Source organism: Streptomyces violaceorubidus (genome assembly GCF_000717995.1).
Lineage (GTDB): Bacteria > Actinomycetota > Actinomycetes > Streptomycetales > Streptomycetaceae > Streptomyces > Streptomyces violaceorubidus.
Map to the genome: position 1 here is coordinate 97,852 of NZ_JODM01000007.1, position 24,294 is coordinate 122,145.

Here is a 24,294-nt window from a genome sequence, read left to right on the forward strand (position 1 = left end):
GCGGGGAGGGGCCGACGGACGGAGCGGGGCCGGAGCGCTCGGGCGCTCGAACGGCCGGTCCCCGGGTCGGAAGCACACGGTAGACGGCCGCCGCCGTGCGCTCGCGGAGACCGAAGGCCCCGTCACGCGGTCGGACCATGTGTTCGCGCGTCCGTTCGTCAATCTCCGTACCGGCGCCACGCCTTGGAGGATGAGCATGGGCGGAAAGGACTCCTCCGGCACCCGTCGTCTGGCACCGTCCTCGACGAACGTTGGGAGCGTCCGATGGGGGACCGGGGATGAGGGTGGGCGAGTCGGTGGCGCGGAGGCGGTTACGGCCCCCCGCCCTCCCGTGGCACGGCCCGGGGGAGTCGCACTCGTGAGCATCGCCCTCACCGGAGCCACCGGTTTCCTCGGCCTGCGTCTGCTGCGGTGCCTTCTGGAACGCCACGGATCGCTGACCCTGCTCACCCACGCGGCTTCGGGAGACGCCCTCGCCCGCATCGCACGGTTCCTCGAAGTGACCGGAGCGCCGGAACGGCTGATCGCGGAACTCCCCACGCGGGTACGGGTGGTACCCACCGACCTGAGCCGACCGCGCATGGGACTGACCGCGGCGCGGTTCGGGGAACTCGCCAACGCCCTCGACGCGATCTGGCACAGCGCGGGCTCCATCAACCTGGAGGGCGACCTCGCCTCGCTGCGCCGCGTCAACGTCGAAGGCACCAGGACCGTACTGGAGTTGGCCGCCGCCGGAAGCCGCCGACCGGTGATCCACCACGTCAGCACCGCCTTCGTGGCCGGAGCGCGACGTGAAGGAGTCGTCTACGAGGACGAACTCGACGACACCCACGGCTTCGAGAACGCCTACGAGCAGTCCAAGTACGAGGCCGAGACCCTGGTGCACGCCTGGTCGCGGACCCATCGCAGACCCGTCGTCGTCCTGCGGCCGAGCATCCTGGTGACGAACCTGCCGCCCGACCCCGATCTGCCCCGGCACCCGCTGCAGGTCATGGATCAGTTGGTGCGGGACGCCCTGCGGGCCACCGGTCTCGCCGACGCCCACCGCGCACGGCCCGATCTGCCCGTCGCACGCCTGGTCGGCCGGCGCTACGGCCACCTCAACATGCTGCCCGTCGAGGACGCGGCACGGCAGATGGTGCGCCTGGCGGAGAAGGAACCGTCCGGCCGGGTCGACACCTACCACGTCGTCCACGAACACGACGTTCCAGTGGTCGCGGTCACCGAACTCATGGAGCGGCTCGCGCCGCTCAGGACCCGGCTGGTCGAGAAGCGACCCGACGACGTGTCCGCCCTCGAAGCCGCCATGGACTTCTACCCCGGCATCACGCCCTACCTGAGCCACCTCCGCCGCTACGACAGCACCCGGGTGCGCACCGTCCTCGGGGCTCCCCGGACGGTCACCCGGGTGGACGTCGACTACCTGCTGTCCGGCATCCGCCCGACGCGCCCGGCACCTCCGGCGGTGGCGCCGGCCGAGGCGCGCCCCTGAAGCCCACCGGGCCTCTCCCACGACCGTCGTCCGTCCGCACCCCTCCCCTTGGAGCCCGCCCTTGTCCGCTCCCGCCCGGCCCGACGGCACCGACGCCCGCCCGCAGGTCTTCTCACCCGAAGCGATCACCGCCGGCACCCGTCGGATCCGGGAGCACGCGCACATCGTCACCGACGGCACCCGTCGGGCCCTCGGCGTGGATTTCGCACCGCGGCCGGCGGCCGAGGTCGTCGGCACACTGCCGCCGCTGTATCCGGAGTGGCTCGGCGGGCGGACCTTCTGCGAGGCCCACGGCGTCCGCTTCCCCTATGTGGCGGGGGAGATGGCGAACGGCATCGCGACGACACGCATGGTCACGGAGATGGCCCGGGCCGGCATGCTCGGCTTCTTCGGCGCGGCGGGTCTCGGACTGCCGCAGGTCGAGCGGGCGGTGGGGGAACTGGCCGACGGGCTCCGCGACCGGACCAACTGGGGCGTGAACCTCATCCACTCGCCGGCCGAACCGGAGCTCGAACACCGGACCGCGACGCTGCTGCTCCACCGTCGGGTGCCCTGTGTCTCGCTGTCGGCCTACCTGGACCTCACACCCGCCGCGGTGCTGTGCGCGGCCCGCGGACTGCGCCGGCACGCCGACGGGCGGATCGTGCGCCCCACGCGGATCCTCGCCAAGGTGTCCCGGCCCGAGGTGGCCGAGAAGTTCCTCTCGCCCGCACCGCCCGACCTGCTGCGCCGACTCGTGGAGCAGGGCGAGTTGAGTGCCGAGGAGGCCGAACTGGCCCGGTGCGTACCGGTGGCCGAGGACATCACGGTCGAGGCCGACAGCGGGGGCCACACCGACGGCCGGCCGCTGGGCTCGCTGCTGCCCCGTGTGCTGATGCTGCGCGACGAGGTCACCCGCCGCTTCGGCTACCGGCGCCCGGTGGGCGTCGGCGCCGGGGGAGGGCTCGGGACGCCCGCCGCGGTGGCGGCGGCGTTCGCGCTCGGGGCGGCCTACGTGGTGACGGGGTCGGTGAACCAGTCCGCCACGGAGGCGGGCATCTCGGACGACGCCAAGGAACTGCTCGCCCGGGCGGACGTCGCCGACGTCGCCATGGCGCCCGCGGCGGACATGTTCGAGATGGGCGTCACGCTCCAGGTGCTGAGCCGGGGCACCATGTTCGCGCCCCGGGCCGCGCAACTCTACGCCGCCTACCGGGCGCACCCGTCCCTGGAGGACATCCCCGTGCCCTCGCGGGCCAAGCTGGAACGGGACGTCCTCGGGGCCTCCGTCGACGAGGTGTGGGAACGGACCGAACGGTTCTGGAGGGCACGCGACCCCGCACAGCTCGCTCGGGCCGAGCGCGACCCCAAGCACCGGATGGCACTGGTCTTCCGCTGGTACCTGGGCAGCTCCAGCCGCTGGGCCATCGACGGGGACACCGGCCGACGCGCCGACTACCAGATCTGGTGCGGCCCGGCGATGGGAGCGTTCAACCGGTGGACCGCGGGAGGCTTCCTCGCCGAACGGCAGAACCGCACCGTGGTGCAGATCGCGCTCAACCTCCTCGAAGGCGCCGCCGTGCACACCCGGGCGCACCAACTGCGCACCTACGGCGTCCCGGTACCGGACTCGGCCTTCGCCTACACGCCGCGCAGGCTCGCGTGAGCGCGCTCGGCACCCGGAAGACGACGCCCCAGGAAAGAGAGCCCGTGTCCGAAACCCACCCCCCGCAGGTTCCCGTCGCCGTGGTCGGCGTCGGTGCCCTGGCACCGGGCGCGACCGACCCCACGGAGTTCTGGCGGACCGTGCTCTCGGGCCGGGACCTGATCACCGAGGTGCCGGCCGGGCGCTGGCTCGTCGAGGACCACTACGACCCCGACCCCACCGCGCCGGACAAGACCTACGCGCGCAGAGGGGCGTTCCTGCCCGAGGTCGGCTTCGACCCCCTGGCCTACGGAATCCCACCCGCCACCCTCCCCGCGACCGACACCAGCCAACTGCTCGCCCTCATGGTGGCCGACCAGGTCCTCGCCGACGCCGGCGGGCTGGCGGGCGTGGACCGCGACCGGGTCGCCGTCGTCCTCGGCGCGGCCTCGCTGGAACTCCTGAGCCACATGCAGGGGCGGACCCAACGCCCCGTGTGGCTGAAGGCCCTGCGGGAGAAGGGGGTCCCCGAGGCCGAGGCCCAGTCCCTCTGCGACGCCATCCGGGACCACTACACACCGTGGCAGGAGTCGACGTTTCCCGGGCTCCTCGGCAACGTCGTCGCGGGTCGCATCGCCAACAGGTTCGACCTGCACGGCACCAACCACACCACCGACGCCGCCTGCGCCAGCTCGCTCGCCGCCCTGTCGACCGCCGTGGCGGAACTCTCCCTGGGCCGCGCCGACCTGGTCCTCAGCGGGGGTGTCGACACCCTGAACGACATCGGCATGTTCATGTGCTTCTCGAAGACACCCGCGCTGTCGCCCACCGGGGACTGCCGGCCCTTCTCCGACGACGCCGACGGCACGATGCTCGGTGAGGCCGTCGTGATGTACGCGCTCAAGCGCCTGTCCGACGCGGAACGGGACGGCGACCGGATCCGCGCCGTGATCCGGGGCATCGGCAGCTCGTCCGACGGGAAGGGGACGGCGATCTACGCACCACTGCCCGAAGGCCAGGCACGAGCGCTGCGACGCGCATACCAGCAGGCCGGCTACGACCCCGGCACCGTGGAACTCGTCGAGGCGCACGGCACCGGTACGAAGGCCGGGGACGCCGCCGAACTCGCCGCGCTGCGCACCGTGTTCGAGGAAAGTGGGCGTACGGACCGGCAGTGGTGCGCGATCGGCTCGGTGAAGTCCCAGATCGGCCACACCAAGTGCGCGGCGGGCGCCGCCGGACTGCTCAAGACGGTCATGGCCCTGCACCACCAGGTCCTGCCCCCGACCATCAAGGTCGAGCGGCCGGCCTCCGTGCTGCGGACGCGGGACAGCCCCTTCTACGTCAACACCGAGGCACGCCCGTGGGTAAGCCCGCCCGGCCGGCCCCGCCGGGCCTCGGTGTCCAGCTTCGGGTTCGGCGGCAGCAACTTCCACGTCACCCTGGAGGAGTACGTGCCCTCGGCGGAGCCCGGCCGTCAGGCGTGGCGCAGTCGCCGCGCACCCACGGAACTGGTGCTGTTCAGCGCCCCCTCACCGGCTGCCCTGCTGGAGCGGACCATCGACCGGGACCGCCCGCTCGCCGAGATCGCGAGGGAGAGCCAGGCCCGGTTCCGGCCCGCCGACGCGGTGCGCCTGGCCCTCCTGGCGACCGACACCGACGACCTGCACGACAGGTTCTCGCAGGCCGCGGCGGCGATCAGGCGGCGACCGCACGACACGTTCTCCCTGCCCGGCGGCACGCACTACGGCACCGGGACCCCCGCCGTCGGCAAGGTGGCCTTCCTCTTCCCGGGACAGGGGGCCCAGTACGTCGGCATGGGCGCGGCCCTCGCCATGTTCGCCCCCGCCGCCCAGACCGTCTGGGACCGCCTGGCAGGCCGCCGGTTCGAGGATCGCGCCCTGCACGCAGTGGTGTTCCCGCCCCCCGGCTTCGGTGACGCGGAGCGGGCGGCGCAGGCCGCCCTGCTGAACGCCACCGAGTGGGCGCAGCCCGCGCTCGCCGTGCACAGCCTGGCCCTGCTCGAAGTGGTGCGCGGGCTCGGCCTGCGGCCCGACTGCGTGGCCGGCCACAGCTTCGGCGAACTGGTGGCCCTGCACGCCGCGGGAGTCCTGGACGCCGACTCCCTGGTCGCGCTCGCCCGCAGACGCGGCGAGCTGATGCGCGCCGCGTCCGGCACCCCGGGGGCGATGCTGGCCGTGTCCGCGGGCCGCGACCTGGTGGCGGCCGTCCTCGCCGAGGCGGGCGCGCAGAACGTGTGGCCCGCGAACCAGAACGCGCCGGACCAGACCGTGGTGTCCGGCGCGAGCGGGGCGATCGAGACAGTCGAGCGGGAATTCTCCGCCCGGGGTATCGCCACGCGCCGGCTGGATGCCTCGCACGCCTTCCACACCCCGCTGGTCGCCCCGGCGGCCGAGCCGCTGTCCGCGTTCCTGCGCGACACGCCTGTCAAGGCACCCGCGATCGATGTGTACGGCAACGCGGACGCGGCACCGTACCCGGGGGACCCCGACGACGTACGCCGCAGGATCACCGCACACCTGGCCTCGCCCGTGCTGTTCGACGAGCAGGTCGAAGCGATGTACGCCGCAGGGGTGCGGACGTTCGTCGAGGTCGGCGCCGGGGCCGCGCTGACCGGCCTGGTCGGCCGCATCCTGGGCGAGCGCGAGTACACCGCAGTGGCACTGGACCGCCGGGGACAGGACCCCGTCACCACCCTGCACGGCGCGCTCGGCGGACTCGCGGCGCGCGGTGCGCAGTTGGACTACGGCTTCCTCTGGACGCCGTACGGACCGTCAGGGACACCAGCGAAGGAGCGCGAACCGCGCATGACCGTGCAGATCAGCGGAGCCAACTACGGTCAGCCCTATCCCCCGTCGGGCGGGGCGAGCGAACTCCCGCCACCGAATCCCCCTCGGACACCGCCGGTGCCCGCACCGGCCGGGGAATCCGTACCGCTCGCCCCCTCCCTGCCGGAGCCGATCGATCCGGCCCTCCCGGCGGACCCGCACTGGCCCGCCATGGTCGAGAGCGTGCAGCGGCACGCGGCGGAGGCCCACGCGGCCTGTCACCGCATGCTGGTCGACAGCCACATGGCGTTCCTGCGGATGACCGAGACCACCCTGGCCGCGCTCCTGGGAGCGCCCCCGCAGGAGGACGTCCCCGCACCGCCGGTGCCACCCGTGTCCCCCGACTCCCCGGCGGCGCCGCACACCGGGATCCCGTCCTCCGCTGCCGTGGGCCGGACACCCGAGGCGACGCCGCGGATCCCCGACCCGCTGCCGCAAGCCCCCGCCCCGACCGTGACACCCGTGGTCCCCAACGCCCGCACGCCCGAGCCCCCGCCGTCTCCCCTCCGCGTCGACACCCCGACGGCCGCGGACCCCGCCCGGCTCGAGGAACTGCTGCTCTCGGTGGTGGCCGAGCGCACCGGCTACCCGGTGTCCATGCTCAACGCGGACATGGCGCTCGACGTGGACCTCGGTGTGGACTCCATCAAGCGCGTGGAGATCCTCTCGGCCGTCCGGCAACGCGTGGGCGACCTTCCGACCGGGGACGTCGCCGCGCTCGGCAGACTCAGCACCCTGCGCGAGATCGTGGACGCGCTCACGGAGGCGGCCGAGCCCGCCCCCGCCCCCGCATCGCCCGCCGCCGAGCCCGAGAACCGCGTCGTGCGCCGGGAACCCGAGCCGGTGCCGCTCAGACGCCTGGCCCTGCGAACGGTGCCCGCGCCCGCGCCGGGACTGGAGATGGCGGGACTCGGTGACGGCCCGGTGTCCGTGATCGGCGGCCCTCCCGAGACCGCCGCCCTGGTGGCGGGGAAACTCACCGCTCGCGGGGTGCGGGCCGATACCGCGGCACAGGTGCCCGACGGTGCCGGCGCCGTCGTCCACCTCGGCGGGCTGACCGACATCGGATCACCGCGAGAGGCCGGGCAGATCCTGCGCGAGGCCTTCCGCACGGCCCGCGCGCTCGCGCCGCGCATGGAGGCCACCGGTGGGGCGTTCATCACCGTCCAGGACACGGGGGGCGACTTCGGACTGGAGGGCCGGGAACCCGACCGCGCGTGGCTCGGCGGCCTCGCCGCCCTGACCAGGACCGCGGCACGGGAGTGGCCGGGCGCCCGCGTCAAGGCGATCGACTGCGAGCGCGGTGGCCGGGACGCCGAGGCCGTCGCCGAGGCGATCGTGGAGGAACTGCTCGCGGGCGGACCGGCACCGGAGGCCGGCCTGCGCGCGGACGGCACCCGCCTCGTGCCGTGCGCCGTCGAGGCGCCGGTGGAACCGGGCACGGCCACGACGGGGATCGGCCCGCAGTCGGTGATCGTGGCCACCGGGGGAGCGCGCGGCGTCACCGCGGCCGCCCTGACGGACCTCGCCCGCACCCACCGGCCGCGCATCGCCCTGCTGGGCCGCACGGAACTGGTGCCGGAGCCCCCCGGTGCGTCCGCGGCCCTCGACGAAGCCGCACTCGTGCGGCTCCTCGGCGAGCAGCGAGCCCACGGCACGAACCCCGCCGAGGTCGGCGCGCGGGCGCGGGAGATCCTGGCCGCGCGCCAGGTACGGGCGACGATCACCGAACTGGAGGCGGCCGGCTCTCCCGTCCGGTACCTGCCGGTGGACGTCAGGGACGACGAGGCTCTCGCGGCCGCGCTGCGCGAGGTGCGCGAGACGTGGGGCCCTGTCACCGGGATCGTGCACGGCGCCGGAGTACTGGCCGACAAACGGATCTCCGACAAGACGGACGAGCAGTTCGACCGGGTGGTGTCCACCAAGACCGACGGTCTGCGGGCGCTGCTCGCGGCGACGGCCGGCGACCCGGTCGAAGTGATTTTCCTGTTCTCCTCGGTGGCCGGAACCTTCGGCAACGCGGGACAGTGCGACTACGCCATGGCCAACGGCGTACTCGACCACGTGGCGTCGGCCGAGCGTGCCGCGCGGCCGGCGTGCCGGGTGCGCTCCCTCGCCTGGGGCCCGTGGCGCGGTGGCATGGTGACCCCGGAACTGGCCGAGCACTTCGGCCGGTCGGGCGTCGAACTGATTGCTCTGGAGCGGGGTGCCGCCGCCTTCACCGCGGAACTCGGCGACGCGGGCCCCGACTGCCGCATCGTCCTTGTCGCCGGCGACGCCGACGCGCCGTCGGACGCAGCGGCCGACCCGCCCACCGCACACCTGCGCGTCACGTCCGCCACACACCCCTACCTGGCCGACCACCGCGTCGCCGACGATCCGGTCCTGCCCCTGGCCATGGTCCTGGACTGGTTCACCGGCGCGGCCGGAGCATGGCGCCCCACGTCCGGCGGGCCCGTCCTGCGTGACGTGCGGGTGCTCGACAAGGTCACCCTGCCCGAACTGGCCCGCGAGGGGCACCGGTTCACCCTGCACGGACGCCGCCGCCCCATCGGCCCCCCGACGGGCCTGGAGGCGGAACTGCGGGACGCGGACGGGGCACCGCACTTCCGTGCCGTACTGGACTTCGAGGCCGCCCCCTCGCCGCAGGAGCCCTGGCACGGCCCCGACGACGGGGGCGCCGCCGGCCGCCCCGCCCCCTACGACGGACGGACCCTCTTCCACGGACCGCGGTTCCGGGCACTGCGCACCCTGCGGGGCGTCGGTGACGAGGGAGCGGAAGCGACCGTCGTGGGCGTCACCGGACTGGGCTGGGGCGAGGCCCACTGGCAGACCGATCCGGCCGCGGTCGACGGCGCGCTCCAACTGGCCCTGGTGTGGGCGGAACACGCCCTCGGGAGCGCGTCCCTGCCGATGGGCGTCGCCGAGTGCCGCGTCCACCGGCGCGGCCCCGCCGCGGACACCCTGAGGTGCGTGGTGCGGGCCCGGAAGGTGCACGACACCGGGGCACGGTGCGACGCGGCCCTCTTCGACCCGGACGGCACCCTTCGCGTGGAACTGCTCGGAGTGGAGCTCGTACGCCGTCCCGACTGAACGAGCGCGCCCCGCGCCCCCGTTCCTCCGTATGCGTGCGCCCCGTGGAGTGGAGCAGTATGGGATTCGAACCGATCGCCGTCGTCGGACGCGGCTGCGTGCTGCCCGACGCGTTGGACCCCGACACGTTCTGGGCCAACGTCGCGGCACGCCGCTGCAGCCTGTCGGCGGTGCCGGAGCAGCGGTGGCGGCTGCCCCACCGCTGGGCCATGGGCACCGTCGACGACCACGGCGACCGCACCTGGACCGACATCGGGGGCTACGTCCGGGGGTTCGAACCGGCCTTCGACCCGAGCGGTTTCCTCGTCGACCCGGAACAGATCCTGGCCCTGGACCCGCTCTTCCACTGGGTGCTGTACGGCGCCCGGCAGGCACTGGGCGAGTCCGGCTACGCGGGACCCGGCGAGCGCGTCGGCCTGGTACTGGGCAACCTCTTCTACCCCACGAGCGCCGGATCGGCCTACGCCGAGCACGTCTGGCTCTCCGCCCAGGAGCCGCATGTACGCGACGCCCTGCTGACCGGCACACGCCGCACCCGCCCCGACCCGCGCAACCGCTTCTCCTCCGGACTGCCCGCGCATTTCGCCGCCCGGGCCCTCGGGCTCGGGGCGGGCGCCTTCGCGCTCGACGCGGCCTGCGCCTCCTCGCTGTACGCGATCAAGCTCGCGTGCGACCGCCTGCACTACAACACCGCCGACCTGATGCTCGCCGGCGCGGTGAACCGCGTGGACAACCTGTTCCTGCACGTGGGGTTCTGCGGCCTGTCGGCCGTGAGCAGGTCCGGCCGCAGCCGCCCCTTCCACCGGGACGCGGACGGTCTGCTGCACGGCGAGGGCGCCGGGTTCGTGGCCCTGATGCGACTGGCGGACGCGCTGGCGGGCGGGACACCCGTCCTCGGCGTGATCCGGGGCATCGGACTGTCCAACGACGGCCGCGGACGCGGCCTGCTCAGTCCGGCCCAGGAGGGACAGGAGCGGGCCATGGCGCTGGCGTACGCAGCGGCGGGCGTCGCGCCGGAGACGGTCTCGCTCGTCGAGTGCCACGCCACGGGCACCCCGGTCGGGGACGCCGTGGAGGCCCGGAGCATGGCGCGGACCTTCGCCGCGGCCCGCGACCTCCCCATCGGCTCCGTGAAGTCCAACGTCGGCCACCTGCTCGCCTCGGCGGGCGTCAGCGGGCTGCTCAAGGTGCTCGGGGCGATGCGTGCGGGCATCCGTCCGGCGACGCTCGGAGCCGACCGGCCCCTCGACGGACTCGACGGCACACCGCTGCGGGTGCTGGACGAGCCCGAGCCGTGGCAAGGGCGTCGCCGGGCCGCCGTCAGTTCCTTCGGCTTCGGCGGCACCAACGCCCATCTGATCGTCGACGCCTGGGACGGCGACTCGGGAGCACCCGAGGCAGGCGCGCCCGGCCCGTTCCGTCCGGCTCGGGACGCCGCCGGGGCGTCCGACGCCCCGCCCGCGGACACCGCGATCGCGATCGTGGCCGTCGGGGCGCGGGCCGGCGACGGTTTCGGCACCGCGGACTTCCGTCGCGCGGTCCTGGACGGAGAGCGGTGCGGCCCCGCCACGAGGATCGGCGTGTCCCTCACGGACCTGTGCTTTCCTCCGTCGGCCCTGCGGAGCACCTCGCCCCAGCAGCTCATGGTGCTGGAAGCCGCTCGTGAGGCCGTGCGAGGGATCTCACTGCCCCGCGAGCGGACCCTGGTGCTCATCGGCACGGGAGTGGACGCCGAGGTGGCGCGCGGCGGCGCACGCTGGAGACTGCCGCACTGGGCGGAGCAGGCCGGGTGCGACGCCGACCCCGACCTCCTCGGGCGGGCCCGGGACGCCTTCGTCTCCGCGATGGGGGCGGAGCGGGTGGTCGGCACCCTCCCCAACCTCGTGGCCAACCGGATCAACACCCAACTCGACCTGGCAGGACCGGGGTTCGCGGTGTCGGCGGAGGAGGCGTCCGGCCTGGTGGCCCTCGCCCTCGCCGCCCGGGCCCTCCGGGCGGGCGAGGCCGACGCCGCGCTGGTCGGCGCCACCGACCTGTCCGGCGGAGCGGTGCACCGGACCGCTCTCGGCGAACTCGGCCGCGGGACCCCGACCGGGGACGCGGCCGTCGTCCTGGTGCTGAAACCGCTCACCGCCGCCCGCCGGGACGGCGACACCGTGCTCGCCCTGCTCGACGACGAGGAGGAGAGCGAGGGCGGGTACGAGGGCGAGGGCGAGGGCGGGGACGGGGCGGACCTGCTGGTCGGGGACGACGCGGCGGCCATGATCGACCCGGCCTCGCTCTTCGGACGGGTCCACGCCGCCCAGGGCCTGCTGTCCGTCGCCGTCGCGGCGACCGCCCTCCCGCACCGTGCGGTGCCCCGCCCGGGAGCGCCCGCCCAGCCGCGCCCCGGCCTGCGTACCGCCCAGGCGGTCGTCACCCCGCTGGAGGCCCCCTCCGTACGCGTACGGCTGCGCGCCGGCGACGTGCTGCCCCGGGTCGGGGGAGCCGTGCCGCGGCTGCACGTCTTCTCCGGACGCGACCGGCGGGAGGTGCTGGCCGCGCTGGAGCGGGGAGCGGAGTCCTGTGCCGGTCCCGCCCGCCTGGCACTCGTCGTCGACGACGAGGACGGGCTCCCGGAGGCCGTGGAGCGCGCGCGGGGCTGGCTCACCGGTGGCGGGGTCAAGCCCGGTGGGGTGCTGTACCGGGACGCCCCGGTGGCCGGAGAGACGGCCTTCGTCTACACCAACGGCTCGGCCGCGTACCCCGGCATGGGGCGGGAGTTGATGCTCGCCCTCCCGTCACTCGGCGAGGCCGTCCTGGCCAGGCACGGGAGCGCCGCCGGCCCCGTGGAACCGGGCTCCGCGCCGACGACGCTCGAACGGGTCCGCAGCGCCGCCCGGCTCGCCACGGTCCACACCGAACTGTGCCGGGGGCTGCTCGGCCTGCGGCCGGACGCCGCCATCGGGTACTCCTCCGGCGAGAGCGCCGCCCTGGTGGCCCTGGGCGCCTGGCCGGACGCCGAGGGCCTGTACGCGGACGCCCGCGCGAGCGGCCTGTTCACCCGGGAGCTGACCGGAGAACTCCGCGCGGTGCGGCGGGCCTGGGAACGGGCCGGTGTGACCGGGACCCGGTGGTCCAGCTACCTGGTGACCGCGCCCCTCGAACGGGTCGGTGAGGAGATCGCGCACGAGCCGGCCGTTCACCTGATGGCGCTCAACGCCCCCGGGGTGTGCGTCGTCGGCGGCGAGGCACGGGCCTGCGCGGCCGTCGTGAACCGGCTCGGCGCTGACCACGCCATCGCGATCGACTACGACCTCGCCGCCCACGCGCCGGAGTTGGCGGAGGTCCGTGAGGAGTGGCGCCGGCTCCATCAGCGGCCGACCACCGAGGTGCCCGGGGTGCGGTTCTACAGCGGGGCCGACCGGAGGGCGTACCTCCCGACGGCCGAACGGGCCGCCGAGGCGATCACCGCCCAGGGCCTTGGCACGATCGACTTCGCCGGCACGGTGGAGCGGGCCTGGGGCGACGGGGTCCGGATCTTCGTGGAGCAAGGGCCGCGCGGGCTGTGCACCGGGTGGATCAAACGGGTCCTGGGGGAGCGGGAGCACGTGGCCGTGGCCCTGGACGCTCCGGACGGCAGGAGCCTGCGGCAGTTGTGCCTGGCCGTCGCCGAACTCGTGGTCGCCGGTGTGCCGGTGCGGGCCGAGGCGCTCTTCACCGAACTGCGACGGGCTCCGGCGCCCGGAAGCGCGTCGAACGGCCCGGCGCTCGGACCGGCGCTGGAGGTACCGGTCCTGGCGGAGCCACGGCTTCCGTCGTCACTCGGCAGGTCCGTGACGGTCCTCCCCGAGGCGCCCCGACTGGCCCCCGTACCACTCCCCGAACCCGCCCCTCCCGCCGCTCGGCCGACTGCCGCGCCGACTGCCGCGCCGGCCGTCGCGCCGACCGTCGCCGTACCCCGCGCGACCGACGGGCCGGACCCGGTGTCCGCGGACCGGCGTGCCCTGGCCGCCCGCCACGTGCTGCGTGTCACGGCGCAGCATCGCGAGATCCTGTCCGGACAGGCGCGACTGCACGGCCGGTTCCTGCGGATCACGGAGCAGACCATCGCCGCGCTGGGGCGTGCCGCACCGGCCGCGGCCGTGGATCTCCCGCAGCCAGGCGTACCGCCCACCCGGTCGGTGACACCGCCCGCCGCCCTTCCGGCCGCCGATCCGGGCCCGCCGCGGCCCGGGTCGCGGCCCGGCCCCAGGTTCGACCGGGCCCAGTTGGAACACCTCGCGACCGGGCGGATCTCCGACCTCTTCGGCCCCCGGTTCGCCGCGCAGGACGCCTACGCGGTGCAGACCCGGATGCCGGAGCCGCCGATGCTGCTCGCCGACCGCGTCACCGGTATCGACGCCGAACCGGCGGCACTGCTCGCACCCGGGCAGGCGAACCAGCGGGGCACGATCTGGACGGAGACCGACGTCGCCCTCGACAGCTGGTACCTCGACGCCACCGGGCGGATGCCCTGCGGCCTGATGGTCGAGGCCGGCCAGGCGGACCTCCTCCTCATCAGCTGGCTCGGCATCGACCTGCTGAACCGGGGCGAGCGGGCCTACCGGCTGCTGGGCTGCGAACTGACATACCACGGCAGCCCTCCCCGCGCGGGCGAGACGCTGCGCTACGAGATCCACATCGACGGACACGCCGAGCACGACGGTGTCCGGCTCTTCTTCTTCCACTACGACTGCCACGTCGACGGCGAACTCCGGCTCAGCGTCCGCAAGGCCCAGGCCGGGTTCTTCACCCCGGGCGAACTCGCCCGGAGCGCCGGAGTGCAGGGCGACCCCGCCGCCGATCCTCCCGGCCCCGATCTCCCCACCGACCCGCCCGCCGTCCGGTGCACGCACGGTTCCTTCGACGCGGACCAGGTGCTGGCCCTCTCCGCGGGGCGCCCCGCGGACTGCTTCGGGCCCGGCTGGGAGCGGACCGCGGCCCACGTGCGTCCGCCGCGCATCGACAGCGGCCGACTGCGGCTGCTGCACGAGATCACCGCGTTCGACCCGGCGGGCGGGCCCTGGGGCCGCGGCTACCTGCGTGCCGAGACGCCCGTCGCGCCCGACGACTGGTTCTTCGACGGGCACTTCAAGAACGACCCCTGCATGCCGGGGACCCTGATGCTCCAGGGCGGGATGCAGGCGATGGCCTTCTACCTGGCGGCCATGGGCTTCACCGTCGACAGGGACGGTTGGCGCTTCGAACCGGTTGACGGCGCCCCCAGCACGGCCGAGTGCCGCGGCCAGGCCACTCCGGACAGCCGACGGATCGTGTACGAGGTCTTCGTGCGCGGGGTGTCGGCCGGACCGGTGCCGACCCTCTACGCCGATGTGCTGGGCACCGTCGACGGTTGCAGGGCCTTCCACGGCCGGCACGTCGGCCTCCGGCTGGTGCCGGACTGGCCACTGACGCACTGGCGCCAACTCGGCCCGGTGGCCCGGCAGACCGGCGGAGCGGCGGTACCGGCCGCTTCGCTCGGCGGCCTGGTGGGCCACCGGGAGCCCTCGGCGGTCGCGGTGGTGGACGGCTTCTCCTTCGACTACGCCTCACTGCTCGCCTGCGCGTGGGGCAGACCCAGCGAGGCGTTCGGTCCCGCCTACGCGCGCTTCGACGGCACGCGCAGGTGCGCACGCCTGCCGGGCCCTCCCTACCACTTCATGAGCAGGATCGTGAAGGTGGAAGGGCCGCCGAACGGGATGCGGGAGCGCAGCCGCGTCGTCGCCGAATACGACGTCCCCGACCGCGCCTGGTACTTCGAGCAGAACGACGGCACGACGATGCCCTTCGCCGTCCTCATGGAGATCGCCCTCCAGCCGTGCGGATGGCTCGCCACCTATGTGGGCAGCGCCCTGACCCGCGACATCGACCTGCTGTTCCGCAACCTCGACGGCTCCGGAACAGTCACCGCACCCGTCACCCGCGGGACGAGGACCGTGCGTACCCACGCCGAGTTGACCAGCGTCTCGCGCGACGGCGACATGATCATCGAGTCGTTCACGGTCCGTTGCCTCGCCGACGGCCAGCAGGTCTTCGACCTGACGACGGTGTTCGGATTCTTCCCCCTCGCGGCCTTCGAACAGCAGGCGGGACTCCCCGTCTCCGCGGCCGACCGGGCCGTGCTCACCGAGCCCTGCGACCACACGGTGGATCTCACGACGCGTGGGGCGGCCCGCTTCGAGGGCCGTGCGCTTCTGCCGGGCCCGATGCTGCTGATGCTCGACCGGATCACCGGCTACTGGCCGGACGCGGGCAGTGCAGGTCTGGGCCGGCTGCGGTCCGAGAAGGACGTGGACGCGGGGGAGTGGTTCTTCAGGGCGCACTTCTTCCAGGACCCGGTGCAGCCGGGCTCCCTCGGCGTCGAGGCGATGTGCCAACTCCTCCGCTACTACATGATCGAACGCGGCCTCACCGACGGCATCCCCTCTCCCCGGTTCGAGCCGGTGATGCTCGGCCAGGAGGTGACGTGGAAGTACCGGGGTCAGATCACTCCGGAAACCCGGGTGATCACAGTGGAGATGGACATCCTGGAAGTCGGTGAGGACGCCACCGGCCGCTGGGCCGTCGCCGAGGCGAAGCTGTGGGGCGACGACACCTGCGTCTACCGCGCCGACCGGCTCGGAATGCGCGTCTGTTGAACGCCCCCGGCGACCGCGACGGCCGCAGACCTCACCGTCCCGGCCGGGCGACCAGTCGTCCCCGTACCTCTCCGCGGGCGATGCGCTCCAGCCCCTCGTTGAGCTCGCCGAACGCGATCTCCTCGACGACGGGACGGATGCGCTCCTCGCCGATGAAATCGAGCACCTGGTGGAGTTCCTCCTTCGCGGCCCCGTACGAGCCGCGCAACTGCACACTCTTGCGCACCAGGTTGCCGCCGGTGAAGGACGTGGTCGTAGAGCCCAGCCCCACCAGGACCACCCGGCCCCGACGGCGCACCACGTCGATCGCGTCGGACGTCGTGGAACCCACGCCCACGAAGTCGACGACGGCGTCCGGCCGCAGCTCGGCCAGCGCACCGACCTCGGTGAAGCACGCCTTCGCCCCCGCGCTGTGAGCGGCCGAGAAGGTCGCGGGGTTGATGTCCACCCCGTAGACGGTGGCCCCCGCGAGCACCGCACTGCGCACGCCGTTCAGGCCGAGCCCGCCGAGGCCCACCACGGCGATGACATCACCCGGCCGGGCACCGGCCTCGGTGCGCACGGCGTGGTAGGCGGTGACGACCGAGTCGGTGGCTACGGCGGCGTGCACGGTGGACACCTCGTCCGGCACGGGCACCAGCGTGGAGGCGTGGGCCGTCAGCCGCTCGGCGTAGCCACCGTCGATGCCGATGCCCGGCGCGTAATGGGCCAGCACCTGCGGGTGGGCGATGATGGCGACGGCCACCCGGTCACCCACCGCGACCTCCCGCACTCCGTCGCCGACGGCGGACACCACCCCAGCGACCTCATGTCCCAGCGTGAACGGCGGCCGGCGTGACGGCTTGATGGTGCCGTCCAGCACGTGCACGTCCGAGTGGCACAGCCCGGCCGCTTCGACGTCCACCACCACCCAGCCCGGTTCCGCCACGGGATCCGGTACCTCGGTCAGCCGCAACGGCTCGTCCTGGGACACGTACCTGTACGCCTTCATCGGATCGCTCCCCACATCAACGGTCTCTTGTGAGGTGTACGGACGGGACGCACGCGCAGGTTCGTCCCGAGCGCACAGCTGGCCGAAACCGGTCGAGGTGCTACCTTCCTCAGCGTCGCGCAAGGAAACCTTGAAGGGGATCCGATGACATTCATCCGGCGCTTCGACCACGTCGGCATCACCGTGGCCGACCTCGACGCGGTGACGGCGTTCTTCGTCGGCCTCGGTCTGGAGGCCGATCGCAGGATGGCCGTCGAAGGCGAGTTCCTGGACACGGTGATCGGCACGACCGGCGCCCGCACCGAGATCGTCATGCTGCGACCACCCGGCGGAGGCACGACGTTGGAGCTCTCGAGCTTCACGCGTCCGGACCACCTCCCGGGATCTCCTGCCGCGCCGGCCAACGAACTGGGCGTGCGCAACGTCGCCTTCGAGGTGCACGACCTCCGGGCGGCGGTCGACCGTGCCGCCGTCGACGGCTACGGCCTGGTGGGAGGCATCGGCGAGTACGAGGGCATGTGGCGGATGGCCTATGTCCGCGGGCCCGAAGGAATCATCGTGTCGTTGGCCGAACGCATCGAGAAGTAGGGAGACACCATGAGCACGACCGTGACCGACGAACAGATCCAGGCTCTGGCCGCGACCGCGAAGCCCTACAGCGTGGCACTCCTTCAGTGGGGCCCGGAGCGCACCATGGACGGCGCGGACGCGATCGAACTGGAGCACCAGCGCCGCATGGTGTCGCTGCGTGCCGAGGGGACGATCGCGGTCCTGTGCCCGGTCGCCTCGGACACCTTGGCCGGTGTCGCGATCATGACGGTGCCGGCCGAGGAAGCCGCGGAGATCATGGCCGGGGACCCCTGCGTGCGAGCCGGGATGATGCGCTTCGAGGTCCACCCCTGCCACGGCTTCCCCGGAGACGCCCTCCCCGCCTGAACGATCGCAGCCGGCGGCGGGCCCACCGAGGGGCACGGCGGCCGGTGGAGCCGGCCGCGTCGTTCACCCGATTGCCCCACATCCAACCGCCTGGAGAACCGTTACTCCTGGCATGATCAGCAAAACACGGGGCGGGGATGTCCGGCCGTCGGGGGACGGGGAGAGCACCTCATCGCCTCCTCCGTGAGTATGTTCAGCGGCATGGCGGCCTACGAGCCCCTGCGCCTGACCGCTTCCGCCAGCGCGTCCGGCGGTGTGATGTCGTGGTGGCCGCTGCTCGTCTACGGCCCCTGGCTGGTGGCCTCACTGGCCGTACTGAGGGCGGCCCTCCACCAACGCCGCGCCGTGCACTCATGGGCGGTGGTCGTCCTGTTCTCGGCCCTGGCGATGCTCCTGTGCGTCCTACAGGCGCCGAGGACGCTGGCGGACACGTCGTCGGCAGCCCTGCCGGGACTGGCGTCGCTGATCTGCTTCCAGCAGGTCGTCCGGCAGATCACCCTGAGCCGGCCACCTCGCAGGGCAGTGCCCCGGCATCGTCAGCCTCCAGACGGCCGCACGGCGTCCAGCGCGAGCGGGCAAGCACCACCACCCCACCCGCGTCCCTCGCGCCCCCGCGTCCAGAACACCGTCCCCAACCGGGGCCGACCTGCCGGCACCCGTCCCTGAACCCGAAGCGCCGGGGGGGTGACGTCCTCGGGACATCACCCCCCGGCGGCAGGTGCACGGCACCCGCCGGATGCCGTTGCGCACGTGAACGTCCGTGGTGGGAAACCCCCTTGAGAGATCCGGAGAAGAGCGCATCCGTAGGTCAGAGCACTCGAACGAACCTCCGCCGTATCCGGCGGATCGGCCGGTCCGGTGGCCGGCCCAAGCCTTCGCCGAGGGCGCCGGAGAGGGCCAGTCGGTTGAGCCCGACGTCGTCCCGCGCTCACCAGCGGAGGCGTTTCGCGCCGCGTCGACGCCCGAGGCGGCTTTCGACGCGCTGTACGTGCACGCGGCGCCTGATCTGGTCCACCAGACGCACCTGCTGACCGGGCATCGAGGGCGAGCCTTCGAATCCGTCGAGTATGCCTTCTGCCGAGCCTGGGAATGCTGGCCGGAGGTCGCCGTCACCCCGGACCCGGTGAGCTGGGTGCGAGCGTGCGCCCATGAATACGCTCTCTCACCGTGGCATCGTTTTCGGACGGCCTTCGAACGACAGCCGCCCGCTCCCGGCGATCCGGTGTCCAGCGCGCTCCTTCGCCTGAGTCCGCAGCACCGGCGAACCCTCCTGCTCTGTGACGGCCTGCAGTTGACCGCCCAACAGGCGGCAGCGGAACTCGAGGCCTCCCGTACCGCCACCCTGAACAGGCTGCTCCACGCCCGGGCCCACCTCGCCCGGCAGCTCCCTGGAGTCGGTGTCCCCGAATCACTGCCTCCGAGGATCAGAGCACTCGTGACGACGCGATCGACCGCGACCCTGCCCACGGCAACCGCGGTACGTGGCGAGAGCGAGCGCCGGGTCCAACTCATCATCCGCACGGTCGCCGGCGCGGTGCTCGCGCTGAGCACCCTCGTCACCGTTTCCGTCCTGACGAGTCCGGATCGGCCCGATCTCCCCGCGTCCCAGGAGACCGCCGGGACCGCCGGGCATGCGAGCTGCCCCTCGAACACCACGTGGGCTGAGTCCTGTCACCGCACGCGGATGAGTACCCGTACTCACGTCCAGGGCATCCCGCGCCGCGACCATTGACGCAGAGACGCAGGCACGGGCGTCGACCGACACCCGAGACCATCATGGGGGAACCTTTCATGTCCCGACGAATCGTCCTGTCCTCGGCAGCCGCGGTGCTCGTCCTCGGCGGTGCGGGAGCCTTCGCACTCGCGCAGGACGAGGACCGGCCGATCTCCCTGGCGAACAGCACCGCGCGTTACACGCCCCCCGGCCACAACCAGGACGGCTCCCTCACCTTCACCACCGACGTCACGACGTCCGAGGGCCTGAAGGACCTCAAGGTACTGGCCTGGCCGGCGGACAACGCCACCTTCGCGAAGAACGGGCTGACCGAGAAGGACATGGCCGAGGTGGAGTCCGCCACCTGCGAGTCGACCGGCAAGGACACCGCCCGCTGCACCTACCGGATCACCGGGCCCGCCGCCGGGGTCGAGAACGGCACCTGGTACGTCGCCACCCTTGCCACGGCGAAGAACGGCGACACGGTTCTCGACCCGAAGACGTCCACCTTCACGGTCGGCTGAGGGCAGTACGGCCCCCGAGAGCGGTGAGACCGAGCGCGAGGTCCATAGGTGTCGTCCGCTTCAACATGGCACTCACTGCGAGCAGTTGAAGAACGGGGCCGTAGGGTGCGGCACATGGAGTCGTTGATCGCTGCCCTCCGTGAGGAGGAAGATGCCGCCCACTTCCTCGCCCGCACTTGAGGGGTTTGCCGGCGACGGCGCCGGCGGCACCTTCTTCTTCTGCGGTGAAAAGGAGGAGCGGCTCTGGTGGCCGTCGGTCTTCCCGAGTTGGTCCGGCTTCTGCCGGTCGCTCCGTGGTGGCAGGGCCGCCAGACCTTCACGGACGAGGAGAGTCGTGGGCTTGAGACGGAGTATCTGGACGGTCTGAGGCTCCCTCTCCGTCAGAGCCACGTTCCGTGCCGTTGACGGCCGGGAGCGGACGGCCGCCGTCACCGGCGGCTCTGCGGTGACCCGCGCTGCTCAGGGCGATCCCACCACCGTGCTCCGGCCCGTTCCAGGTTCGAGAGGGCGGTCGCTGTCTTCCGCCGCGTCAAAGGCTTCGCGTGCTTGCTCGATGGCCGGCATGTGCTGCGATGCCCAGGCCAGCAGCACGTCGATGGGGTGGCGAAGCGTCTTGCCGAGACGGGTGATCCGGTACTGGACCGCTACGGGCCGGGTGGAGACGACCTCGCGCTCGATCACCCCGTTGCGTTCGAGCCGCCGCAGTGTCGCGGTGAGCGACTTCTGTGTGACCTGGGGGATGGCCCGGCGCAGTTCGTTGAAGCGGCACGGGCGTTCACAGAGCTCGTTGAGGACGCTGAGCGACCACTTGTCGAGGATCTGGTCGAGCAGTTCGCGGTGCGGTGCGTCGATGCGGAGCTCGTCGGCGGTGTCCATGGCGAAACCTGGTTTCGTTGAAGTGTCCTTCTGCCACTAGGTAGCTTACCGATACCTACTCGGGTGACCACTTCAGAGGAGCGAGACATGACTGTTCAGCACTTCACGCCGGCCGGCATGCTGCAGCCGACCCCGTACCACCACGTCGCCGTGGGCACCGGAACCAGGCACGTCCACGTCAGCGGCCAGATCGCACGCCAGGCCGACGGGACACCGGTCGCGCCCGGCGACCTGACCGGGCAGGTCGCCCAGGCGCTGCGCAACACCTCCGTCGGCCTGACGGGCGCGGGTGCCTCGCTCGCGGACGTACTTCGCCTGACGTTCTACGTGACCGGGTGGAGCCCGGAGAAGATCGCCGATTTCACGGCGGGCGTCGAATCCGTCGCCGACGAGATCGGGCTCCGTCTCCCCATGCCCCCGGCCTCCCTCATAGGCGTCGAGTACCTCTTCGAGCCGGACGTCCTCGTCGAGGTCGAGGCGACCGCCCTTCTTGACTGACGAGCGCGTCCCGGACCGGACCCCGCGAACGACGCAAGTACGGCGGCGCTCCAGGATCCCGCCCGATTGGCCGCGAGGATCACGAAGCCGGACCGAGGGATCAGGAGCGGTCGAACAGAGTGACCACGCTCTGCGGCGCCCCTCGGCCGAAGAAGACCTCCAGGTTCCGCGCCGAGCGGTCGGCCGCGTCGGTCCCGCGCGGGAACAGCCGCTCTTCGTAGGCGGTGAGCGCGGCCTCGGCGTCGGGTTGCTCGGCCAACTCGCCGGCCAGGGCGGCGCCGTCGTACATGGCGAGGTTCGCGCCCTCGCCGGCGAAGGGCGACATCAGATGCGCGGCGTCGCCGACGAGCGTCACGCCGGGTACCCGGTCCCAGGTGAGCCCGACGGGAAGGGCGTGGATGGGCCGGAGCCGCGGTGTCGCCTCGCTCGCGGTGACGAAGGCGGTGAGCAGCGGGGACCAGCCGTCGAACTCGTCGGCGACCTGGCGCAGGCCCGCGGACGGGTCGCCGAAGTCGATCGACCTCATCCACGCCTCGGGCTTGTTGAGTGCCACGTATCCACGCACACGCCCGTCTGCGTCGCGATGGGCGATGATGCCCCGGCCCGGCGCGACGGCCATCAGCGTGCCGCTGCCGATCGCGGCCACACTCGCCCGATGGTCCCGGCCGCCCGGGGCGAGGGCGATCTCGACGAAGCAGGTCCCGCTGTAGGAAGGCGTGGCGGGGGTGAGCAGCGGTCGCACCCTCGACCAGGCGCCGTCCGCGCCGACGACGATGTCGGCGCGCGCGGTGGAACCGGTGTCGAAGGTGAGGTCGTAGCCGCCCCCCTCACGGTGCCGGACCGAGGTGAGTTTGTGGCCCCACCTGATCGTCCTGGACGCCAGTGAGTCGATGAGCAGGCGTCGCAGTTCGCCACGATCCACCTCCGGACGGCCCGAACCGGGGTCCGCGGGCCTGTCGAAGAGGAACCTGCCGTGGCGGTCGACCACGCGCTTGGCGTCCTCGCCCGGACGGACCAGAGCGAGGAACTCGTCGTACAGACCGGCCGTGCGCATCGCGACCTGTCCGGTCTCTTCGTGGATGTCGAGCAGGCCACCCTGCGTGCGGGTCGTCGCCGAGTCCTCGCCCTCGTAGATCGTCGTGGCGACGCCGTGGGTCTGAAGCACCCGGGCGAGCGTCAGGCCGCCCAGCCCCGCTCCGACGACGGCGATGGTCTTCCGCATGCTGCGCTCCTCTGTGGCGCCGACACACGTCGGCGATGGTCAGGAGACGCTCACCGATCAGAACCATCTGCATCGATGTACGAGCGATGCCCCGGTGGGTGGACCCGCGGGCCATCGTTTTTCGCGACCCGGTGACTATAGCCCGACGTCCGGGGACGGCAGCCGGCGGGAAGCCCACACCGTTAACAACAACTGCATCCTCCCTGCTTGTACAGACCGGCTCGTCCTCGCCGTCCGGTCGGGCCACCCGCTCACCGAACAGCCCGTGACCGTGGAGAGCTACACGGCGGCCGAGCACGTCACCGTCTCCCGGCGCGGCAGCCTGCACGACCGGATCGACGACGCCCTGACCGCCCTTGGCCACGAGCGCCGCGTCATCGCCTCCGCCCCGACCACGGCCCCCGCACTGCAACTCGCGCACGACACCGACCTCGTGGTCACCCTTCCCGACGCGACCACCCGCTCCAGCCGTCACCAGTTGGGCCTCACCACACTCCAACTCCCGCTCGAACTGCCCCCCGTGACCCTCCACCTGCTCTGGCACCATCGCCACGACAACGACCCCGCCCACACCTGGCTGCGCGACACGGCGATACAGACCCTCCGGGCCCTGTTCCGTACCTAGACGTGCCTTCCTCCGACCTGCCCGCCAGGCATCGACGCGGTGTGGCCGGGCAGCGGTGCTTACGGGACCGTCAGGACGATCTTGCCCTGGATGTGCCCCTGGGCGGCGCGTGCGTGTGCGGCCTGGGCGTCCGCGAGCGGGAACGTGCTGTCGATCGCGACGCGGATGGCGCCCGTGCCGAGCAGGTGCCCCAGTTCGGCGAGCTGGGTGCCGTTCGCGCGGACCTGTGTGCCGGTCACGGTGATGTCCAGCTTCGCGTTCTCCTCGTCGTCGAACTCCCCGAAGTACACCGGGTGAAGGGCGCCGCCGCGCTTGAGGGTGGACAGGAAGCGCCGGCTGGTGGGGCCTCCGACGGCGTCCAGGACGACATCGACACCGCGGACGAGGTCCTCGGGGCGCTGCTTGGTGTAGTCGATGAACTCGTCGGCGCCGAGATCGCGCAAGAACCTCTCGTGGCGTCCGGATGCCACGGCGATCACGCGGGCCCCCTTCCACTTCGCCAGTTGCACGGCGAGGTGGCCCACGCCACCGGCTGCGCCGTTGACGAGCACGGTGGTGTCGCCGTTCAGCGCCGGGGGACGGTGCCTGGCGTCCTGGAAGGGGGAGGGGTGGTCGTGTCCCACATCGATCAGGTACTGCCACGCCGTGAGCCCCGACATGGGCAGTCCGGCGGCGTGCGTGTGGTCGATCGCGGCCGGCTTGTGGGCGAGATCGGATGCCGGAGCGGTGACGTACTCGGCGTACGCACCGCTCTGCATCAGAACGGGGAAACGCAGCATGCCGGTCACCTCGTCCCCGGCGGTGAAGCCGTGGACGTCGTCGGCGACGGCTTCCACGGTGCCCGAGATGTCCGTCCCCGGAATCAGCGGCAGGTCGAACGGGGGCCTGAACTCGTCAGGGATGCCGGGCATGCCCTCGCGTACGTACCAGTCGGGCGGGTTGAGGCCGGCCGCGCGCACGCGGACGAGCACCTCGCCCGGCGCCGGTGCGGGTATCTCCGCCTCTTCGTGGCGCAGTACTCCGGGGCCGCCGAATGCGTGCAGCCGGATGGCCTTCATCGTGAGGTCCGACATGGTTCTCCCTATGTCCGCGGTGCGGGTACGCTGATTCGGATCAGCGATCCATATAACCGGTTCACTGATCCGAATATATGGATCAGCGAACCGGATCGTCAAGCGGCAAGTGAGGGAC

At 72.7% G+C, this 24,294-nt stretch carries 15 protein-coding genes; 10 read left to right on the forward strand and 5 right to left on the reverse strand.

The genetic code is table 11. The annotated features are described in order from the left end of the window. The first annotated feature begins 358 nt into the window (after positions 1-358). From IE94_RS0113020 to IE94_RS0113035, 4 genes are all read left to right on the forward strand, one after another. Entirely contained in the window at positions 359-1,492 is a 1,134-nt protein-coding gene (locus IE94_RS0113020) for an SDR family oxidoreductase (RefSeq protein ID WP_030182765.1), read from the forward strand. Between the two features lie 61 nt (positions 1,493-1,553). Beyond that, positions 1,554-3,137 carry a PfaD family polyunsaturated fatty acid/polyketide biosynthesis protein gene (locus IE94_RS0113025; RefSeq protein WP_030182767.1) on the forward strand — a complete coding sequence of 528 codons (1,584 nt, stop codon included), beginning with the start codon at positions 1,554-1,556 and terminating at the stop codon, positions 3,135-3,137. A 44-nt stretch (positions 3,138-3,181) separates the two neighbouring features. Next, positions 3,182-9,058 carry a type I polyketide synthase gene (locus IE94_RS0113030; RefSeq protein ID WP_030182769.1) on the forward strand — a complete coding sequence of 1,959 codons (5,877 nt, stop codon included), beginning with the start codon at positions 3,182-3,184 and terminating at the stop codon, positions 9,056-9,058. A 59-nt stretch (positions 9,059-9,117) separates the two neighbouring features. After that, a complete protein-coding gene (locus IE94_RS0113035) occupies positions 9,118-15,717 on the forward strand; it encodes a type I polyketide synthase (protein WP_030182772.1) in 6,600 nt (2,199 codons plus the stop codon). A gap of 31 nt (positions 15,718-15,748) precedes the next feature. On the opposite strand, the gene IE94_RS0113040 is transcribed toward IE94_RS0113035, so the two are convergent. Beyond that, a complete protein-coding gene (locus IE94_RS0113040; protein ID WP_030182774.1) occupies positions 15,749-16,708 on the reverse strand; it encodes a zinc-binding dehydrogenase in 960 nt (319 codons plus the stop codon). Positions 16,709-16,852: 144 nt separating this feature from the next. Here IE94_RS0113040 and IE94_RS0113045 point away from each other — a divergent pair, with 144 nt between their 5' ends. The 4 genes from IE94_RS0113045 to IE94_RS0113065 all read left to right on the forward strand — a co-directional run bounded on the left by IE94_RS0113045 (position 16,853) and on the right by IE94_RS0113065 (position 19,882). Next, positions 16,853-17,296, forward strand: coding sequence for a VOC family protein (locus IE94_RS0113045; protein ID WP_030182776.1), 444 nt, complete (start codon positions 16,853-16,855; stop codon positions 17,294-17,296). Positions 17,297-17,305: 9 nt separating this feature from the next. Continuing rightward, positions 17,306-17,644, forward strand: coding sequence for a YciI family protein (locus IE94_RS0113050; RefSeq protein WP_030182779.1), 339 nt, complete (start codon positions 17,306-17,308; stop codon positions 17,642-17,644). A gap of 189 nt (positions 17,645-17,833) precedes the next feature. Beyond that, positions 17,834-18,310, forward strand: coding sequence for a DUF2637 domain-containing protein (locus IE94_RS35480; RefSeq protein WP_245235237.1), 477 nt, complete (start codon positions 17,834-17,836; stop codon positions 18,308-18,310). 1,125 nt (positions 18,311-19,435) lie between these two features. Beyond that, complete coding sequence (locus IE94_RS0113065; RefSeq protein ID WP_030182789.1) at positions 19,436-19,882, forward strand: DUF5707 domain-containing protein; 447 nt, start codon at positions 19,436-19,438, stop codon at positions 19,880-19,882. A gap of 72 nt (positions 19,883-19,954) precedes the next feature. Here IE94_RS0113065 and IE94_RS39895 read toward each other — a convergent pair whose 3' ends face one another. Next, entirely contained in the window at positions 19,955-20,272 is a 318-nt protein-coding gene (locus IE94_RS39895; RefSeq protein WP_157849347.1) for a hypothetical protein, read from the reverse strand. Between the two features lie 69 nt (positions 20,273-20,341). Continuing rightward, on the reverse strand, positions 20,342-20,758 hold the full coding sequence (locus IE94_RS0113075; protein ID WP_051777469.1) for a winged helix-turn-helix transcriptional regulator: 417 nt from the start codon (positions 20,756-20,758) through the stop codon (positions 20,342-20,344). A gap of 87 nt (positions 20,759-20,845) precedes the next feature. On the opposite strand from IE94_RS0113075, the gene IE94_RS0113080 reads away from it, so the two are divergent. Then, positions 20,846-21,256, forward strand: coding sequence for a RidA family protein (locus tag IE94_RS0113080; protein ID WP_030182792.1), 411 nt, complete (start codon positions 20,846-20,848; stop codon positions 21,254-21,256). A 100-nt stretch (positions 21,257-21,356) separates the two neighbouring features. On the opposite strand, the gene IE94_RS0113085 is transcribed toward IE94_RS0113080, so the two are convergent. Continuing rightward, positions 21,357-22,478 (reverse strand): FAD-dependent oxidoreductase, encoded by a 1,122-nt coding sequence (locus tag IE94_RS0113085; RefSeq protein WP_030182795.1) that lies wholly within the window; start codon positions 22,476-22,478, stop codon positions 21,357-21,359. Here IE94_RS0113085 and IE94_RS40995 point away from each other — a divergent pair. Then, positions 22,477-23,103, forward strand: coding sequence for a LysR substrate-binding domain-containing protein (locus IE94_RS40995; protein ID WP_280922697.1), 627 nt, complete (start codon positions 22,477-22,479; stop codon positions 23,101-23,103). The two genes, IE94_RS0113085 and IE94_RS40995, sit on opposite strands and share 2 nt — an antisense overlap. Positions 23,104-23,162: 59 nt before the next feature. On the opposite strand, the gene IE94_RS0113095 is transcribed toward IE94_RS40995, so the two are convergent. Then, complete coding sequence (locus tag IE94_RS0113095) at positions 23,163-24,176, reverse strand: NADP-dependent oxidoreductase (RefSeq protein ID WP_030182800.1); 1,014 nt, start codon at positions 24,174-24,176, stop codon at positions 23,163-23,165. Positions 24,177-24,294 lie beyond the last annotated feature (118 nt).

What these genes read in the sequence shown, in the direction of transcription:
- IE94_RS40995 (WP_280922697.1), top strand. Translation starts at nt 22,477, where the DNA reads ATGCTGCGCTCCTCTGTGGCGCCGACACACGTCGGCGATGGTCAGGAG.
- IE94_RS0113080 (WP_030182792.1), top strand. Translation starts at nt 20,846, where the DNA reads ATGACTGTTCAGCACTTCACGCCGGCCGGCATGCTGCAGCCGACCCCG.
- IE94_RS0113075 (WP_051777469.1), bottom strand. Translation starts at nt 20,758, where the DNA reads ATGGACACCGCCGACGAGCTCCGCATCGACGCACCGCACCGCGAACTG.
- IE94_RS0113045 (WP_030182776.1), top strand. Translation starts at nt 16,853, where the DNA reads ATGACATTCATCCGGCGCTTCGACCACGTCGGCATCACCGTGGCCGAC.
- IE94_RS0113065 (WP_030182789.1), top strand. Translation starts at nt 19,436, where the DNA reads ATGTCCCGACGAATCGTCCTGTCCTCGGCAGCCGCGGTGCTCGTCCTC.
- IE94_RS35480 (WP_245235237.1), top strand. Translation starts at nt 17,834, where the DNA reads ATGTTCAGCGGCATGGCGGCCTACGAGCCCCTGCGCCTGACCGCTTCC.
- IE94_RS0113035 (WP_030182772.1), top strand. Translation starts at nt 9,118, where the DNA reads ATGGGATTCGAACCGATCGCCGTCGTCGGACGCGGCTGCGTGCTGCCC.
- IE94_RS0113095 (WP_030182800.1), bottom strand. Translation starts at nt 24,176, where the DNA reads ATGTCGGACCTCACGATGAAGGCCATCCGGCTGCACGCATTCGGCGGC.
- IE94_RS0113040 (WP_030182774.1), bottom strand. Translation starts at nt 16,708, where the DNA reads ATGAAGGCGTACAGGTACGTGTCCCAGGACGAGCCGTTGCGGCTGACC.
- IE94_RS0113085 (WP_030182795.1), bottom strand. Translation starts at nt 22,478, where the DNA reads ATGCGGAAGACCATCGCCGTCGTCGGAGCGGGGCTGGGCGGCCTGACG.
- IE94_RS0113050 (WP_030182779.1), top strand. Translation starts at nt 17,306, where the DNA reads ATGAGCACGACCGTGACCGACGAACAGATCCAGGCTCTGGCCGCGACC.